The 15,671-nt window shown below is 46.3% G+C and carries 12 protein-coding genes and 1 riboswitch; of the genes, 7 read left to right on the top strand and 5 right to left on the bottom strand.

What is annotated here, in order from left to right; translation table 11 throughout:
- Nucleotides 1-42 precede the first annotated feature (42 nt).
- The 5 genes from HRQ85_RS22460 to dapD all read left to right on the top strand — a co-directional run bounded on the left by HRQ85_RS22460 (nucleotide 43) and on the right by dapD (nucleotide 4,634).
- Entirely contained in the window at nucleotides 43-336 is a 294-nt protein-coding gene (locus HRQ85_RS22460; protein WP_008223840.1) for a YebG family protein, read from the top strand.
- A gap of 155 nt (nucleotides 337-491) precedes the next feature.
- A riboswitch (Fluoride riboswitch) is annotated at nucleotides 492-576 on the top strand.
- A 194-nt stretch (nucleotides 577-770) separates the two neighbouring features.
- Nucleotides 771-1,463 carry an iron-sulfur cluster assembly scaffold protein gene (locus HRQ85_RS22455; protein ID WP_048608014.1) on the top strand — a complete coding sequence of 231 codons (693 nt, stop codon included), beginning with the start codon at nucleotides 771-773 and terminating at the stop codon, nucleotides 1,461-1,463.
- A gap of 23 nt (nucleotides 1,464-1,486) precedes the next feature.
- On the top strand, nucleotides 1,487-2,476 hold the full coding sequence (locus HRQ85_RS22450; protein ID WP_065676367.1) for a GGGtGRT protein: 990 nt from the start codon (nucleotides 1,487-1,489) through the stop codon (nucleotides 2,474-2,476).
- Between the two features lie 228 nt (nucleotides 2,477-2,704).
- Entirely contained in the window at nucleotides 2,705-3,346 is a 642-nt protein-coding gene (locus HRQ85_RS22445) for a MarC family protein (RefSeq protein ID WP_048614308.1), read from the top strand.
- Nucleotides 3,347-3,602: 256 nt separating this feature from the next.
- Nucleotides 3,603-4,634 carry a 2,3,4,5-tetrahydropyridine-2,6-dicarboxylate N-succinyltransferase gene (dapD, locus tag HRQ85_RS22440; RefSeq protein ID WP_172380647.1) on the top strand — a complete coding sequence of 344 codons (1,032 nt, stop codon included), beginning with the start codon at nucleotides 3,603-3,605 and terminating at the stop codon, nucleotides 4,632-4,634.
- A 97-nt stretch (nucleotides 4,635-4,731) separates the two neighbouring features.
- On the opposite strand, the gene HRQ85_RS22435 is transcribed toward dapD, so the two are convergent.
- Together HRQ85_RS22435 and purL are read right to left on the bottom strand one after the other, a co-directional pair.
- Complete coding sequence (locus HRQ85_RS22435) at nucleotides 4,732-5,265, bottom strand: DUF3332 domain-containing protein (RefSeq protein ID WP_048608024.1); 534 nt, start codon at nucleotides 5,263-5,265, stop codon at nucleotides 4,732-4,734.
- Nucleotides 5,266-5,519: 254 nt separating this feature from the next.
- Nucleotides 5,520-9,416, bottom strand: coding sequence for a phosphoribosylformylglycinamidine synthase (gene purL / locus HRQ85_RS22430; RefSeq protein ID WP_172380646.1), 3,897 nt, complete (start codon nucleotides 9,414-9,416; stop codon nucleotides 5,520-5,522).
- A gap of 329 nt (nucleotides 9,417-9,745) precedes the next feature.
- Here purL and mltF point away from each other — a divergent pair, with 329 nt between their 5' ends.
- Together mltF and HRQ85_RS26420 are read left to right on the top strand one after the other, a co-directional pair.
- Entirely contained in the window at nucleotides 9,746-11,314 is a 1,569-nt protein-coding gene (gene mltF, locus HRQ85_RS22425) for a membrane-bound lytic murein transglycosylase MltF (protein ID WP_048614314.1), read from the top strand.
- 329 nt (nucleotides 11,315-11,643) lie between these two features.
- Entirely contained in the window at nucleotides 11,644-11,775 is a 132-nt protein-coding gene (locus tag HRQ85_RS26420; protein WP_017059878.1) for a hypothetical protein, read from the top strand.
- A gap of 61 nt (nucleotides 11,776-11,836) precedes the next feature.
- Here HRQ85_RS26420 and tadA read toward each other — a convergent pair whose 3' ends face one another.
- The 3 genes from tadA to HRQ85_RS22410 all read right to left on the bottom strand — a co-directional run bounded on the left by tadA (nucleotide 11,837) and on the right by HRQ85_RS22410 (nucleotide 15,598).
- Nucleotides 11,837-12,388 carry a tRNA adenosine(34) deaminase TadA gene (tadA, locus tag HRQ85_RS22420; RefSeq protein WP_172380645.1) on the bottom strand — a complete coding sequence of 184 codons (552 nt, stop codon included), beginning with the start codon at nucleotides 12,386-12,388 and terminating at the stop codon, nucleotides 11,837-11,839.
- Nucleotides 12,389-12,523: 135 nt separating this feature from the next.
- Nucleotides 12,524-13,813, bottom strand: coding sequence for a hemolysin family protein (locus tag HRQ85_RS22415; RefSeq protein WP_172380644.1), 1,290 nt, complete (start codon nucleotides 13,811-13,813; stop codon nucleotides 12,524-12,526).
- Nucleotides 13,814-14,035: 222 nt separating this feature from the next.
- Entirely contained in the window at nucleotides 14,036-15,598 is a 1,563-nt protein-coding gene (locus HRQ85_RS22410; protein ID WP_019823905.1) for an AbgT family transporter, read from the bottom strand.
- Nucleotides 15,599-15,671 lie beyond the last annotated feature (73 nt).

Raw genomic sequence — 15,671 nt, 5'->3', positions numbered from 1 at the left:
TATAAAAAGCCAGTAAAATTTATCAAACTTAGAGGATTAACCATGGCTGTTATCGTCAAGTACGTGGTGGAACGCAACGGAGAAGAGAAAATGACTTTTACCTCTAAAGCCGAAGCCGACGCATACGACAAAATGCTGGATATGGCTGATGAGCTTTTTGAACTTTTAGGCAAAAGCGATTTAGTTGAAGATGAAGGCAAGCAAGAAGAACTTGCAATGTACCTAGCGAAGAACAAAGAAGAAGTTCTTTACGCATTAGGTGCTAAGCGTAAACCAGCTCCGAAAAAAGCTAAGAAGCTTGAAGCTGTTGAAGACGCAGAAGAAGATGCAGCGTAACTAGCTGATCACTATGCTAAAAAACGTCAATGACGCCTCTAATCAGAGTTCGTTATTGGCGTTTTTTATACTTATCGAAATATAATGAAGCTTGTTTATAGTCGAAATTGCTCTAAACATTCGCTTGCATGAAAGTGTGATAAAGATCTAATCTATAGCCATCAGGTGATGGGGTTCCACCTAAGCTTTTGCTTCAACCGCCCGTTCTTTCCGAACAGTGCTAATGACTCCTACAGAATCGAAAACAGGTAATACTGTTGGATGTATCGCTATTCCTCCATTTTGAAATGGACTTAGTCTATTAAGACCAAGCTCCATGACGCCTTTGGATTATCGATACTCAAGATCTGTAGTGAATTAGCCGCACCTCTTCCAACACATCCTGTTTTCTCAACGCCCTAGGTCTTCAATGACTCTAATAGTGAGAAAACATTATGCACTACTCTTCAGAAATTCAATCAATGTGCCCTATTCAAAGGGGTGATCTGCACACTTCAGCACCAATTCCAGTTGAAGGCGCTATGGTTAGTCCAAAAGATGTCATCGCTATTTCTGGCTTAAGCCATGGCGTCGGCACTTGTGCACCACAACAAGGTGCAGCAAAACTAACGCTGAACGTAAAAAACGGCATCATCGAAGAAGCACTAATCGAAACAATTGGCTGTTCAGGCATGACTCAATCAGCCGCGATGGCAGCAGAAATCCTCACCGGAAGAACCATTCTTGAAGCCCTAAATACTGACTTAGTGTGTGACGCTATTAACGTAGCCATGCGTGAAATCTTCCTGCAATTTGTTTACGGTCGAACTCAATCAGCTTTCTCTGAAGGCGGTCTAGAAATTGGCGCTGCATTAGAAGACTTAGGTCAAACACAGCGCAGCCAAGTGGGTACCAGTTACTCAACTGCAGCAAAAGGCGTTCGTTATCTAGAGCTTGCAGAAGGTTACGTTACCAAGCTAGCGCTTGATGATCACAGCGAAGTGATTGGCTACGAATATCTTAACCTCGGCAAAATGATGAAGGCGATTAACCAAGGCGTGCCAGCGAATGAAGCAGCCGACCTTGCGACAGGGACCTATGGCCGCTTCGATGAAGCCGTGACCACTATTAACCCACGCCAACAGTAATTTTGCCAATTTAGAGGAAAGATATTATGAACACTCAATTTAATGAATCCGTAACTCGCGTATTGGCAGAAATGAACTTCGACTCTTTGGAGCAAGCGAACCAATACTGTTTATCACATAATGTCGACCCAAAAGCATTAGTGATGGACACTCAACCTATCGCTTTTGAAAGCGCTGCCGATGCTTATATCCTTGGCTCAGCACTGGCGCTATTTCGTAAAGCCACCAGCGCAGAACAAGCCGCTAATATTATTGGTGAAGGTCTTCAAGCATTCACCAAACCTGGCAGTGTTGCTGAACAACGACAAGTTGGTATTGGACATGGCGCGCTAGCCGCTCGTCTTCTCAATGAAGAGAGCCACTGCTTCGCCTTCCTAGCGGGTCACGAATCTTTTGCTGCAGCAGAAGGTGCGATTAAAATTGCGCTAAACGTCAACAAATCACGCAAAAACCCATTGAAAGTGATCTTAAATGGCCTAGGTAAAGATGCGGCTTATCTTATCTCGCGCATCAACGGCTTCACTTACGTGCGCACTCAATACGATTACCAAACCGGTGAACTTGTTGAAACAGAACGTCGTCGTTTCTCACAAGGCCCTCGCGGCGACATCTTGTGTTACGGCGCTGATGACGTACGTGAAGGTGTGGCTATCATGCACAGAGAAGAAGTTGATGTAAGTATTACGGGTAACTCAACCAACCCTACTCGCTTCCAACACCCTGTAGCGGGTATCTACAAAGCAGAACGTACTCGTCAAGGTTTGCCATACTTCTCAGTTGCTTCAGGCGGCGGTACAGGTCGAACATTGCACCCAGATAACGTAGCAGCAGGCCCAGCGTCTTACGGCATGACAGACACCATGGGCAGAATGCACGCTGACGCGCAGTTCGCAGGTAGCTCTTCTGTTCCTGCTCACGTGGCGATGATGGGCTTCATCGGCATGGGCAACAACCCAATGGTCGGAGCGACGGTTGCATTGGCTGTGGCTGTGAGTGAATCTCAAAACGCATAGCGACAAAATGAGCTCCACAGTCTGCCTGTTATGTAGAGTCTATTAGTTGAGAATCAAGCAATAACGAACGACTAAAACTCTACACCTATCACTAAAACCAAACAGCCAGCCTTATGCTGGCTGTTTTTTATTCACACTTGCTCTACTATCTATTTCTAATAATTATTTGTATCTAAGATTAAATACATTCTACTGTCGTATTTAACTGCATATTTTCAAAGGAATAATATGAAAGAGCTCATCATTCATACCATTACCGTGTTCATGGGCTTTTTTGCCATCATGAACCCTATCGCCAACACACCGATCTTTCTTGGATTAACGGGTGATAATGATAGGGAAACGGTCAAGTCTATCGCTTTCCGCTCGGTTTTCATCGCCTTCATCATCGTCAGCACCTTTGCTGTGTCGGGTAAGCTCATCTTCGACCTCTTTGGTATCACGCTTTACGCGCTTCGCATCACTGGTGGGATCCTCGTGTTCTTGATTGGCTTTCACATGCTGCAAGGAGACTCAACCCACTCTAAAGCGAAAGAGAAGGTCAACTCAGACGCCCAACAAGATGCGGCGCTCAGTATCGCCGTCTCGCCACTGGCAATGCCAATACTGGCCGGACCGGGCACCATTGCCACCGCGATGAACTTTGCCAGCACCGAAGGCATCTACGAAACCATCATCACCATCGTCGCGTTTGGTCTATTATGTGCCTTAACCTACGTATTGTTTGTATTCGGCGAGCGCTTCGTTAAAGCCGTTGGACCAAGTGCATTGAATGTAATTACCCGAATGATGGGTTTGATACTCGCCGTTATCGGTATGCAGATGCTGATTGAAGGTATTGAACAAGCTCATAAGGCGCTGTTTGTTTAGAGAAGGCTATTTAATAGAGAAAATTGATTAAACGAGCCAATTTGTGTTGATCTACACCGCTTTCTCATTGCAGAAAAACATCTCCCAAAAGACAAGCAATATCATTTTACAGACTTTATCCCAATGCGCCCTTTCATAACGAGGGCGCTCTCTTTATGATGAACGCAATTAAATTAACTTTGCTAACGGCAGCGCTTGTTATTCGAGCCGTTGTTTTGGAATAGCAAAATCAAGACTCAACACATGGAGATTCAACATGGCTTACTTTTCACTAGCCTTCGGTACGGCAACCAAAAATCGCGACAATAAAATCATTGAAGCGTTCTTCCCTAACCCACTTCTAAACCCAAGCGACGCTCTTGTAGCGGCTGTGGCAGAAGTATCAGGTTACACTGAAGGCAACCAAGCTATCGAAATCTCTGCTGCACAAAGCGCAGAACTGGCGAAAGCATTCGCAGCAAACGACGATGCAGCAAACGCATCTTTCGCAGAAAAAGCGGCAGCGTCTGAACAGCCACTTGTTCTTGTTGTTCTTGCTACTGACGAGAAGCCAGCATCAGTTGCTGAAGGCTTCCTAAAGCTACAACTTATCTCTAACCGCCTAGTACAACCACACGGTACGGTACTGGACGGCATCTTCGGTCTACTGCACAACATCGCATGGACAAACGAAGGCCCAATCGACCTACCTGAGCTGGCTGAGCGTCAAATCGAAGCTCGCCTTGCAGGTCGCGCTTTGTCTGTAGATTGCGTAGACAAGTTCCCTAAAATGGTGGATTACGTGGTACCAACAGGTATTCGTATTGCTGATACTTCTCGTGTTCGTCTTGGCGCACATGTGGGTGAAGGCACAACAGTAATGCACGAAGGTTTCATCAACTTCAATGCTGGTACAACTGGAGTAAGCATGGTTGAAGGTCGTATCTCTGCAGGTGTTGTTGTAGGTAACGGTTCAGACATCGGCGGCGGCGCTTCTATCATGGGTACTCTGTCTGGTGGCGGTACTATGGTTATCTCTATCGGCGAAAACTGCCTACTAGGCGCAAACGCGGGTCTTGGCTTCCCTATGGGCCACCGTTGCACGGTTGAGTCTGGTCTTTACGTGACTGCGGGTACTAAGGTTCGCATGCTAGATAAAGAAGGCAACGAAGTAGAAATCATTAAAGCTCGCGATCTAGCTGGTGTTTCTGACCTTCTGTTCCGTCGTAACTCGATCACTGGTCAAATTGAATGTCTAGCGAACAAGTCAGCTGTTGAACTAAACAGCGAGCTACACAGCAACAACTAATCTAAGCGCTAGATGCTAGATGCTAGATGCTAGAAAGTACGAAGCCGTTGGGGTTGAATCCAACGGCTTTTCTTTTATATAGGCAGATCAGTGTGGGTTATGCTTTCTCTGCGGCTAGCTGCTCAAGAGCTTGAATAGAAGTCTCTGAAACTAGTGTGCCATCCATGTAGTAGCTGACCTTGTCACCATCACGAACGCCTGTCAGTACTGCTTTTTGACCATCGTTGTAAGTAATGTCCATACGAATGGTATTCTCGTCGATTTGCTGCATTTCACCCCATTCAATCTGACGATTGTTGAAGCCAAGTGGCGCATCTTTCAGTGAATCATCAAGGCTGTCGTTCACATCAATCATGGTATCGACTTTACTATCGAAGATGTGAGGCGCACCAGTCAGTGGGTTTTTACCCGCCCAGAATTCGATCGAGTTAAATACGATGTAATCGGCTGCGGTTGTTAGTGCATAAACCGGAGCAAGCAAGAAGTTGACCCCTGCTCGAGCGTAACGGTTATCTACAACCTCAACGTTGAACTTCATTAATTTACCAGTAACGGCGTTACTACCGACACACCCAGCTAACGACATGACAATCGCTGCCACTGCAACTGCTTTTGTGATTGTTGTTTTCATAGTTCCCTCTTATGCCACGATGATTGATTCAGTTTTTGCATAGCCAAACCTGCACACATACAGAAATTCATGGCCTAACAAATTGATTCCATAACATTTAGCGTAGTGGAGATTTTTAGAACAGCAAACTGCAAATGTTAATTTCTTCGCTCTGGTTCCTAAATTTTGAGAAATAAAAAAGCGCAGACCTTTCGATCTGCGCTTTTCATTTTTGCATAACCTAGCCTAGATTAATGCGGCTAGTAAGAAAGTGATTAACCCACATTCTTACGTGCGTTTTGGAACATACGCATCCAAGCGCCATTCTCGCCCCAACCTTCCGGAGACCAAGAGTTTGCAACCGTACGGAATACACGCTCTGGGTGCGGCATCATGATAGTCACACGGCCATCTGTCGTCGTTAAACCAGTGATAGCGTTTGGCGAGCCGTTCGGGTTGTTCGGGTATTGCTGCGTTTGGTTACCGTTGTTATCAACGTAACGTAGAGCAACTGTACCTGAATTTTCAATCGCGTTTAGGTGGTCGTTATCACGTACTTCTACGCGGCCTTCACCGTGAGAAACTGCGATTGGCATACGAGAGCCTTCCATGCCGTTGAAGAATACAGAATCTGACTTCTGAACCTCAACTAGGCTGAAACGTGCTTCGAAACGCTCTGATTCGTTGCGAACGAAACGTGGCCAGTACTCAGCACCTGGGATAAGTTCACGTAGATTAGACAACATCTGACAACCGTTACACACACCTAGAGAGAAGGTATCTTCACGCTTGAAGAAGTTTTCAAATTGGTCACGCGTCGAGTCGTTAAACAGAACTGACTTAGCCCAACCTTCACCAGCGCCTAGTACGTCACCGTAAGAGAAGCCACCACAAGCCACTAGGCCGTTGTACTCTTCTAGAACCGCTTGACCCGTTAGGATGTCGCTCATGTGAATATCTGTCGCTTCGAAGCCTGCACGGTCAAATGCTGCTGCCATTTCAACGTGAGAGTTAACACCCTGCTCACGCAGAATCGCCATCTTAGGCTTAGCACCTGTATTGATGAACGGTGCAGCAATATCTTCGTTTACGTCAAAGCTTAGTTTCACGTTCAGACCTGGGTCTGAGTTGTCTTTCTTCGCTTCGTGTTCTTGGTCAGCACATACTGGGTTATCACGTAGACCTTGCATCTTGTGTGTTGTCTCAGCCCAGATAGTACGTAGTTCAGTACGGTTACGTTCGATAACTACAGACTCGCCAGACTTAATCACTAGCTCATCAGAAGCTTCAACAGAACCAATGACATGTGAACACGCTTCTAGGCCGTTTTCTGTAAGAGTAGCGAGTACTGCGTCTAGGTCATCGTTGCGAACTTGGATTACAGCACCCAGTTCTTCGTTGAATAGTGCCGCAAGTGTATCTTCGCCTAACGCCGCAATATCAGCGTTAACACCACAGTGACCTGCGAACGCCATTTCAGCTAGCGTTACGAATAGACCACCGTCACCTTTATCGTGGTAAGCCACAACTTGGTCGTTCGCTACAAGTGTTTGAACGCCTTCGTAGAAACCTTTTAGTTGCGCTGCGTTGTCTACGTCTGCTGGCTTATCACCAAGCTGCTTGTAAACCTGTGCAAGTGCTGTCGCACCCATACGGTTTTTACCGTTACCTAGGTCGATAAGAACCAGTGACGTGTCACCTTTGTCAGTGCGCAATTGAGGAGTAATTGTCTTACGAACGTCTTCAACACGTGCAAACGCAGTGATAACAAGAGATAGCGGAGACGTTACTTCTTTCTGCTCGCCATTCTCTTCCCACTTGGTCTTCATCGACATTGAGTCTTTACCCACTGGAATAGTTAGACCCAGTGCTGGACATAGTTCTTCACCAACCGCTTTAACCGCTTCGTAAAGACCTGCATCTTCACCTGGGTGACCTGCTGGAGACATCCAGTTAGCCGACAGTTTAATGTGTTTGATATCGCCGATGTTGGTCGCTGCGATGTTAGTGATAGCTTCACCAACCGCTAGACGAGCCGATGCACCGAAGTCTAGAAGTGCAACTGGCGTACGCTCACCAAGAGACATAGCCTCACCGTGGTAAGAGTCGTAGCTTGCCGCTGTTACAGCACAGTTAGCAACAGGAACCTGCCATGGGCCAACCATTTGGTCACGAGCTACAAGGCCTGTTACCGAGCGGTCACCGATGGTGATAAGGAATGTTTTCTCAGCAACTGTTGGTAGACGAAGAACACGGTCAACCGCTTCGTTCATCTCGATACCAGAGCGGTCAATCGCAGGGTTGTTCGCTTTTAGCGTTTTCGCGTCACGGTGCATCTTAGGTGTTTTACCTAATAGGATGTCCATTGGCATGTCGATTGGCGTGTTGTCGAAGTGTGAATCTTCTAGTTTAAGTTCACGCTCTTCCGTTGCTTTACCAACCACTGCGTATGGTGCACGCTCACGCTTACAAATCGCGTCGAATGTTGCCATGTCTTTATCAGCAACCGCCATTACGTAACGCTCTTGAGATTCGTTACACCAGATCTCAAGTGGGCTCATGCCCGGCTCATCGTTTGGTACGTCACGTAGGTTGAAGATACCGCCACGCTCACCGTCGTCTACTAGCTCAGGAAGTGCGTTCGAGATACCGCCCGCACCCACATCGTGGATGAATGCGATTGGGTTCGCATCACCTAGCTGCCAACAACGGTCAATAACTTCCTGACAACGACGCTCCATTTCTGGGTTTTCACGTTGTACAGAAGCGAAATCAAGATCTTCAGAAGAAGAGCCAGAATCCATTGAAGATGCCGCACCGCCGCCAAGGCCGATGTTCATCGCAGGACCACCAAGAACGATTAGGCTTGCACCTACTGGGATCTCTTTCTTCTGAACGTGCTCGTCACGGATGTTACCAAGACCACCAGCTAGCATGATTGGTTTGTGGTAACCACGCACTTCTTCACCTGCGTGAGAGTTTACTTTCTCTTCGTAAGTACGGAAGTAGCCAAGTAAGTTTGGACGACCAAATTCGTTGTTGAATGCCGCGCCACCAAGAGGACCTTCAAGCATGATATCCAGAGCAGTAACGATACGGCTTGGCTTACCAAAGTCAGTTTCCCAAGGTTGAACGAAGTTCGGGATCTTAAGGTTAGATACAGAGAAAGCAACAAGACCCGCTTTTGGCTTACCACCAATACCGGTTGCGCCTTCATCACGGATTTCACCGCCTGAACCTGTCGATGCGCCCGGCCACGGAGAGATTGCCGTTGGGTGGTTGTGCGTTTCAACTTTCATCAAGATGTGTGTTTTCTCTTGGTGGTAGCTGTACTGGCGAGTTTCTGGATCTGGGAAGAAACGACCGACTTCAGAACCTGTCATTACCGCTGCGTTATCTTTATAAGCAGACAGAACGTGCTCTGGTGTCGTTTCAAAGGTGTTCTTAATCATCTTGAACAATGATTTTTCTTGTTTAACGCCATCGATAGTCCAATCAGCGTTAAAGATCTTGTGACGACAGTGCTCTGAGTTCGCTTGTGCAAACATCATTAGCTCGATGTCAGTCGGGTTACGACCTAGCTTCTCAGTGAAGCTTTCAAGAAGGTAATCAATCTCATCTTCTGCAAGTGCAAGACCTAGGGTAACGTTTGCTTTTTCAAGCGCTTTACGTCCGCCAGTTAGTAGGTCAACTTCCGCATAAGGAGCAGGCTCAGCAACGGTAAATAGTGCCGCCGCTGATTCAAAGTCAGTGAAAACCACTTCCATCATACGGTCGTGCAGGATTGCTTTCAGCTCAACAAGTTGAAGTTCAGAAAGTTCAGCAGAGGTTTCAATGTAGAAAGCGGTACCGCGCTCTAGACGTGCCACTTTAGCCAGTCCGCAGTTGTGTGCGATATCTGTTGATTTTGAAGACCAAGGCGAGATAGTGCCCGGGCGTGGCGTTGCAAGCAGCAGTAAACCTTCAGGTTCATGCTCTTCAATCGTTGGACCGTAAGTCAGTAGCTTTTCTAGCTTCTCAACTTCAGACTCATCTAGGTCTGCCGTTAGATCAGCAAAGTGGGCAAACTCAGCGTAAATACCTGTTACAGGTAAGCTTAATTCACGACAAAGCTCTAAAAGCTTGTTAACACGAAACTCAGATAGAGCTGGGGAGCCACGCAAAATTCTCATGTGCTTACGTCTCTTATGCAGTTGATTAAGGTAGTATTGGAATAAATTCAGTGGGTTATAGGAACAACCTAACTGTTTTCTTCGAAGCTATTCCCGAAGGTTGCCAAACCTATGCCGATTCCACCTCTTCAATGCGAGCGCATTATAAAGCATTTCTTTTTGTGACGTAACACCAAAAGCAACCGTTTGCGTGTTTTTTTTTATCTTTCTGCGTAAATGGTACTTTTGCTGCATTTATCACCACTTTTACAACTGTTTAATTAAACCTGCTTTGCCAGCCTTGCGGGGTTTGGTATAAAGGGGCTTCCACTTTTCGAGATTTCATTTTGATGCCTAAATTTACGCTCATCTTTTCGTCTAAGTTCCTTCTGCTCGCCATCGCCCTATTTGGGTTGGCTGGATGCCAGATTGAATCTGAACCTAAAAGTGTCCTTGAGCAGATACGAGATCGTGGCGTTCTTCGTGTCGGCACCCTAAATAACCAACTCTCTTATTACATCGGTCCTGATGGCCCTGCTGGCTTGGATTACGAATTAGCTCGTGAATTTGCGCAGGAGCTTGGTGTAAAGCTTGAGGTTAAACCCGCTTACCGTTTGTCTGGCTTGTTCCCTGCACTGCAGAAAGGCGAAATCGATCTTATCGCGACCGGCTTAACGCAAAACAACAAACTGACACGCGCTTATCGCGCCGCGCCTGCTTATTACTATGTAAGCCAACAGGTCGTATACAAAAAGGGCCAGTGGCGACCAAGAAACCTTGAACAACTGATCAATTTCGAGAATGAGCGTCAGGCTGACTTTGTTAAAGCGCAAACTGAATCAGAAGAGGCGGCGTCTACTGACACATTAACGCCATCTTTGGTCGTGGTGAAAGACTCACACTTTGAGCCAACACTAAAACAGCTGCAGAAAACACACGATGACTTTATCTATGATGCGGTCGGCAATGCTGATATCAACGACCTGTTAAAAGAAGTTTCGACTGGCGAGCGCTTATTCACTGTGGCTGACTCAATTGAATTGTCACTGGCACAACGTTTATACCCAGACGTAGCTTTGGCTTTTGAACTGACAGAAGACCAACCTATCTCTTGGTATTTGCAGAAGTCTGAAGATGAAAGCCTTTACGCTCTGTTGATTGAGTTCTTCGGAAACCTAAAACAGTCTGGTGAACTGGCTTCACTGGAAGAGAAATACATCGGCCACATCGGTACTTTTGACTACGTTGATACTCGCGCCTTTATCCGCGCACTGGACAGCAAGCTGCCAAAATGGTCGCCGCTATTTCAAAAGTACTCTCAAGAATTTGATTGGCGCTTGATTGCCGCTTTGGCCTACCAAGAATCACACTGGAACCCTGTTGCGCGCTCACCAACGGGTGTTCGTGGCATGATGATGTTGACACTACCTACCGCGAAGAGTGTTGGGGTAACCAACCGTCTCGACCCGAAACAGTCGGTACAAGGTGGTGTTGAGTACCTGCGTCGTATCGTTAACCGAGTGCCAGATTCGATCACTCAGCACGAGAAGATTTGGTTTGCCCTAGCCTCATACAATGTAGGTTACGGACACATGATGGATGCTCGCCGCTTAACCAAAGCACAAGGTGGTGATCCTGACGCTTGGGGTGATGTGAAAGACCGATTGCCTCTATTGAGACAGAAGAAATACTACAGCCAAACTCGATATGGGTATGCGCGTGGTGATGAAGCGAGAAACTACGTTGAAAACATTCGCCGTTATTACCAAAGCATTATTGGCCATGTAAATAAGCGCAATAAAGAACAAGAAGCGACCCTTGAAGGCTTGGTGGTGATCCCACCTTTAGAAACCTCAGGTGCTGAATCGAGTATCAGCGCAGCTCAGTCGACAGTAAGCAGTTCTGAGCCTTCACAGTAAAACCCAAAAGAGCAATGCCATCTAGCATTGCTCTTTTTTATTGTCTTTTTTATTGTCTTTTTTCGACTCTTCTTTCGTCGCTACGTGATAAGGAGAAGAGACAGGGAAAATAATGATGAGAGCTCGAGTGTCATATTACAGTAACAATCGAGCCTTATAACGGCACACCACAACCAAGATTATGCTCTGTTGCACTTCGAACCTGGCTTTAGACTAGAACTGCTCTTCTATTTAAGCCAAGCGTGCGACAGGCCAAACAAACGAATAACACTATAATTAAATCGTTAGTCCAAACTAAAAAGTCAGACGACAAATAGGAAATCATTGAAATGATGAAGAAACTGAAATCGAAACGCCTTGATAAGACCGTTGCTGCAAACCGTCGTAAGCGTATGCTTTCAAATAATAAGAAGAAGATCATTTGGCGCAATCGCGCTTTCATGCAGATGATTGCTGAGTAAATGTAGTTACTCAATCAGTTTGCTTGGCACTCTTGCGATTGAGAGTGCCGAAAGCACGCTGCTATTTCTTATTCCCAGCCTTCATCTCGGCTTCTAAACGCTGCTCTTCCAACAGACGTTCTTGCTTTCGCTTCTCTTTTATCTCTTTTCTACGACGCTTGAAAAACGCCTGCAATTGTTCACGGCACTCTTCCTCTAACAAGCCATGTTCAACGTCGGCATAGTGGTATGAGGCCTGGCTTTCAAACAAATTCAACACTGTACCTGCAGCGCCCGCTTTTAAGTCTGGAGCACCAAACACAATGCGCTTTACTCGGCTGTGTAGCAAGGCGCCTGCGCACATTGGGCAAGGCTCTAGCGTGACGTATAAAGTGGTATCGAGTAGGCGATAGTTTGCTAAGGTTTGACCGGCTTTACGCAAGGTTTCAATTTCTGCGTGTGCCGTAGCATCGTGGTTGCCAATCGAACGGTTCCATCCTTCAGAGATAATCTCCCCATCTTTCACTAATACAGCCCCCACAGGAACCTCTCCCTCACTCTCAGCTTGCTTAGCCACCTCGAGGGCGCGTCGCATGAAGATTTCATCTTGAGGGGTGAATTGATGGTCTGACAAAGGGAACTCCAGAAAAACAATAGGAACAAAAAAGGTATGCGGTGAAGCATACCTAATCTTCGTGATAATGAACAATAAAGAGGTTAAGACAACAAGAGACAATGAACCATTGCCGCTTGTTGGTTGATCTAACTGTTAGCTATTAGCATCTTCTGTGTCATCGGCTATTGGCGTCGCTTTGATGCTCACAATGCGATTGTTCTCAACAGAGATAATTTCGAACTGCCACTGCTGGTATTGAACAACTTCGCCAGCATCCGGTAAGCGCCCTATTAACCATGTCACAAGGCCATTCAGCGTTTGGAAGCTCTCGCTTTCGCCCTCAAAATCCGACAGCTCTAAACGGTTCTTCAGTTCACTGATAGGAATCAATCCATCCACCAGCAAACCGTCTTCCACTTGCTCGGTCCAAAGATCGTTCGGGTTATTCGATAGCTCTCCAGCAATCGCCTCGAGGATATCGTAATGAGTCACAAGACCTTGAACATCGCCATACTCGTCGACAATGAAAGCCATCTCGGTACCCGACTCTTTAAAGTAGCCAAGTAAACGCAGAGCTTTCATCGATTCTGGAACATAGATCGGCGAGCGAGACAGCCCCATGATCACTTGAATGCTCAAATTGCCCGCCTGATTCAGCAAAGCTTTAGCTGATACTGTACCCACCACTTTATTGAGGTGATCTTGGCACAATGGAAACACACTGTGTTTTGATGAACGCAGTTTCTTTAAGATTTGCTCAACGGGTTGGTCGACATCCAGAAAATCGATGTCTCGACGCGGAGTCATCAATGAGCTCACAAGGCGATCATCAAGCTGCAAGATATTACGAATCATTTCTTGTTCGCCGCGTTCAATCACACCCGATTCAGAGCCCTCTTTCACAAGTGCATGGATATCATCTTCAGTAACGCTATCTTCTTCACCGCCTCGGCCCATCAACTTAAGAATACCTTCCGTTGAAGCCGACAATGCAAACACAAACGGCGTTGCAATTTTAGATAACCAGAAGATTGGTAGCGCGACTAACACAGCAATGTTTTCAGCTTGGGACTGAGCAAAACGCTTTGGTACCAACTCACCGACAACGATAGCGAAATAAGTAATACCCACCACCACAACCGCAGTAGACAAGATATTCGCTTGTGTTGGGTCTAATCCCCACAGTTCAAGTTGAACGGCCAGTGGAGCCGATAGCGTCGCCTCACCCACAATACCGCTGAGTAGGCCGATTACCGTGATACCGATTTGGATTGTAGAGAGGAAGCGGGTTGGGTTTTCTTTGAGCTCAAGAGCAACCTGAGCGGAGCGGTGTTTTTCGGCTAAGCGTTTCAGCCGACTATTTTTTGCTGCTACCAATGCAATCTCTGACATGGCAAACAGACCATTTAAAACAATTAACCCTACTAAAAGCAGAATCTTCATGTGGCTTGGATTTCCTAAATTTACCGGCCAACAATTAGCCGTAATCCGGAGTATAAGCTGAGTGCCATTATTTTGAATATAAAAATTTTTGGATATAGAAAGTTTTGGATATAAAAACCTTGGATATAAAAAAACGGAAAAAATAGCGAAAAAAAAGCCCGCACATTTCGGTGCGGGCTTCGATGATTTTTATGTTACTTACTTTTGCTTTTCTTACTTCGCTTACATTGTGTAAGTGTAAGGTGCTTGGATACCTAGTGGGATACCAAGAGCCCAGTAAGCTAGCAAGAAGATAGACCAACCGATTAGCATAGCAATCGAGAATGGCATCATTAGAGAAGCTAGAGTACCGATACCTGTCGACTTAACGTAGCGCTGACAGTAAACAACAACCAGTGGGAAGAACACCATTAGTGGAGAGATGATGTTAGACACTGAGTCACCTACACGGTAAGCCGCTTGAGATAGCTCAGGAGAGATACCCACAACCATTAGCATTGGAACTAGGATAGGACCAATCAGTGCCCACTTAGCTGAAGCAGAACCAACAAGAAGGTTAACTGCAGCCGTTAGTAGAATCATACCAACAACCGTTGCTTCACCTGGAAGGTCCATCGCTTTCAAGCCTTCAGCACCGTAAAGTGCCAGCATAGTACCGATGTTTGATTGAGCGAATGCAGATAGGAACTGAGCACAGAAGAACGACATTACAATGTATGCGCCCATCGTTGCCATCGTCTCAGACATTGCTTTGATAACATCATTACTATTCTTGAATGTACCCGCTACACGGCCGTAGACGATACCCGGAATAATAAACAGGATGAAGATCAGAGGAACAATAGACTTCATCACTGGTGCTGAGAACGCCGTTAGTTCGCCTTCAGGTGAACGAAGTGCTGAGTTTTCAGGCATTAGAGCCGCGATAAGCAGACCAATACCGGCAACCATTGCCCAACCAGCGAATTTGAATGCTTTAGATTCAATGGCTGTGAACGTACCTAGATCAGGTGCTTGTTCTGCATCTTCATCTACAGGCGTATTAGCAAGACGAGGCTCGATGATTTTCTCTGTAACGTACCAACCAATTGCCACAATTAGAATTGAAGACAAACCAGTAAAGAAGATGTTCGCTAGAGGGTTGATCACATATGCAGGGTCAAGAACGTTTGCCGCTGTTTGAGTGAAACCAGCTAGTAGCGGGTCAATACCTGAAGGGATGAAGTTTGCAGAGAAACCACCTGATACACCAGCAAACGCTGCTGCAATACCCGCAAGAGGGTGACGACCCGCAGCGTGGAAGATGATACCGCCAAGAGGGATTACTAGAACGTAACCTGCATCTGCTGCTGTGTGAGACACGATAGCAACAAGAATTAGCATTGGCGTTAGTAGCTTAGCTGGCGTGAAGTTAAGCATCTTCTTAAGGCCAGTCGTAATGAAGCCTGAAGAGTCAGCAACGCCAACACCTAGCATAGCAACAAGTACGATGCCTAGAGGTGCGAAGCCTGTGAACGTGGTAACCATATTCGCTAGGAAGCTAGCAAGCGCTTCACCAGTTAGTAGGTTGTTTACTTCAAGAGCAGCACCCGTTTGAGGGTTGATTAAGTCGAATGAAAGATTCGATAAAAGTGCAGATGCTACCCATACAATAACTAGAGCCCAGAAGAACAGGATTGCGGGATCTGGAATTTTGTTGCCGGCGCGTTCAATGAAGTTTAGAAAGCGGTCCATACCACTGATCTTGTCAGTCGATGGTGCTTTTTTTACGGCTTGGTTACTCATGGTAACTCCATATGTGATGTTGTTTTGTTTAGGCCTAATATAAGTTTTGACCACGGCCTATTGGTACAGCACA

The sequence above is a fragment of the Vibrio sp. Vb339 genome (assembly GCF_902751245.1).
Lineage (GTDB): Bacteria > Pseudomonadota > Gammaproteobacteria > Enterobacterales > Vibrionaceae > Vibrio > Vibrio coralliirubri.
This window is presented reverse-complemented; position numbering and strand designations above follow the sequence as displayed.

What these genes read in the sequence shown, in the direction of transcription:
- HRQ85_RS22460 (WP_008223840.1), top strand. Translation starts at nt 43, where the DNA reads ATGGCTGTTATCGTCAAGTACGTGGTGGAACGCAACGGAGAAGAGAAA.
- HRQ85_RS22455 (WP_048608014.1), top strand. Translation starts at nt 771, where the DNA reads ATGCACTACTCTTCAGAAATTCAATCAATGTGCCCTATTCAAAGGGGT.
- HRQ85_RS22445 (WP_048614308.1), top strand. Translation starts at nt 2,705, where the DNA reads ATGAAAGAGCTCATCATTCATACCATTACCGTGTTCATGGGCTTTTTT.
- dapD (WP_172380647.1), top strand. Translation starts at nt 3,603, where the DNA reads ATGGCTTACTTTTCACTAGCCTTCGGTACGGCAACCAAAAATCGCGAC.
- HRQ85_RS22435 (WP_048608024.1), bottom strand. Translation starts at nt 5,265, where the DNA reads ATGAAAACAACAATCACAAAAGCAGTTGCAGTGGCAGCGATTGTCATG.
- purL (WP_172380646.1), bottom strand. Translation starts at nt 9,416, where the DNA reads ATGAGAATTTTGCGTGGCTCCCCAGCTCTATCTGAGTTTCGTGTTAAC.
- mltF (WP_048614314.1), top strand. Translation starts at nt 9,746, where the DNA reads ATGCCTAAATTTACGCTCATCTTTTCGTCTAAGTTCCTTCTGCTCGCC.
- HRQ85_RS26420 (WP_017059878.1), top strand. Translation starts at nt 11,644, where the DNA reads ATGATGAAGAAACTGAAATCGAAACGCCTTGATAAGACCGTTGCTGCA.
- HRQ85_RS22415 (WP_172380644.1), bottom strand. Translation starts at nt 13,813, where the DNA reads ATGAAGATTCTGCTTTTAGTAGGGTTAATTGTTTTAAATGGTCTGTTT.
- HRQ85_RS22410 (WP_019823905.1), bottom strand. Translation starts at nt 15,598, where the DNA reads ATGAGTAACCAAGCCGTAAAAAAAGCACCATCGACTGACAAGATCAGT.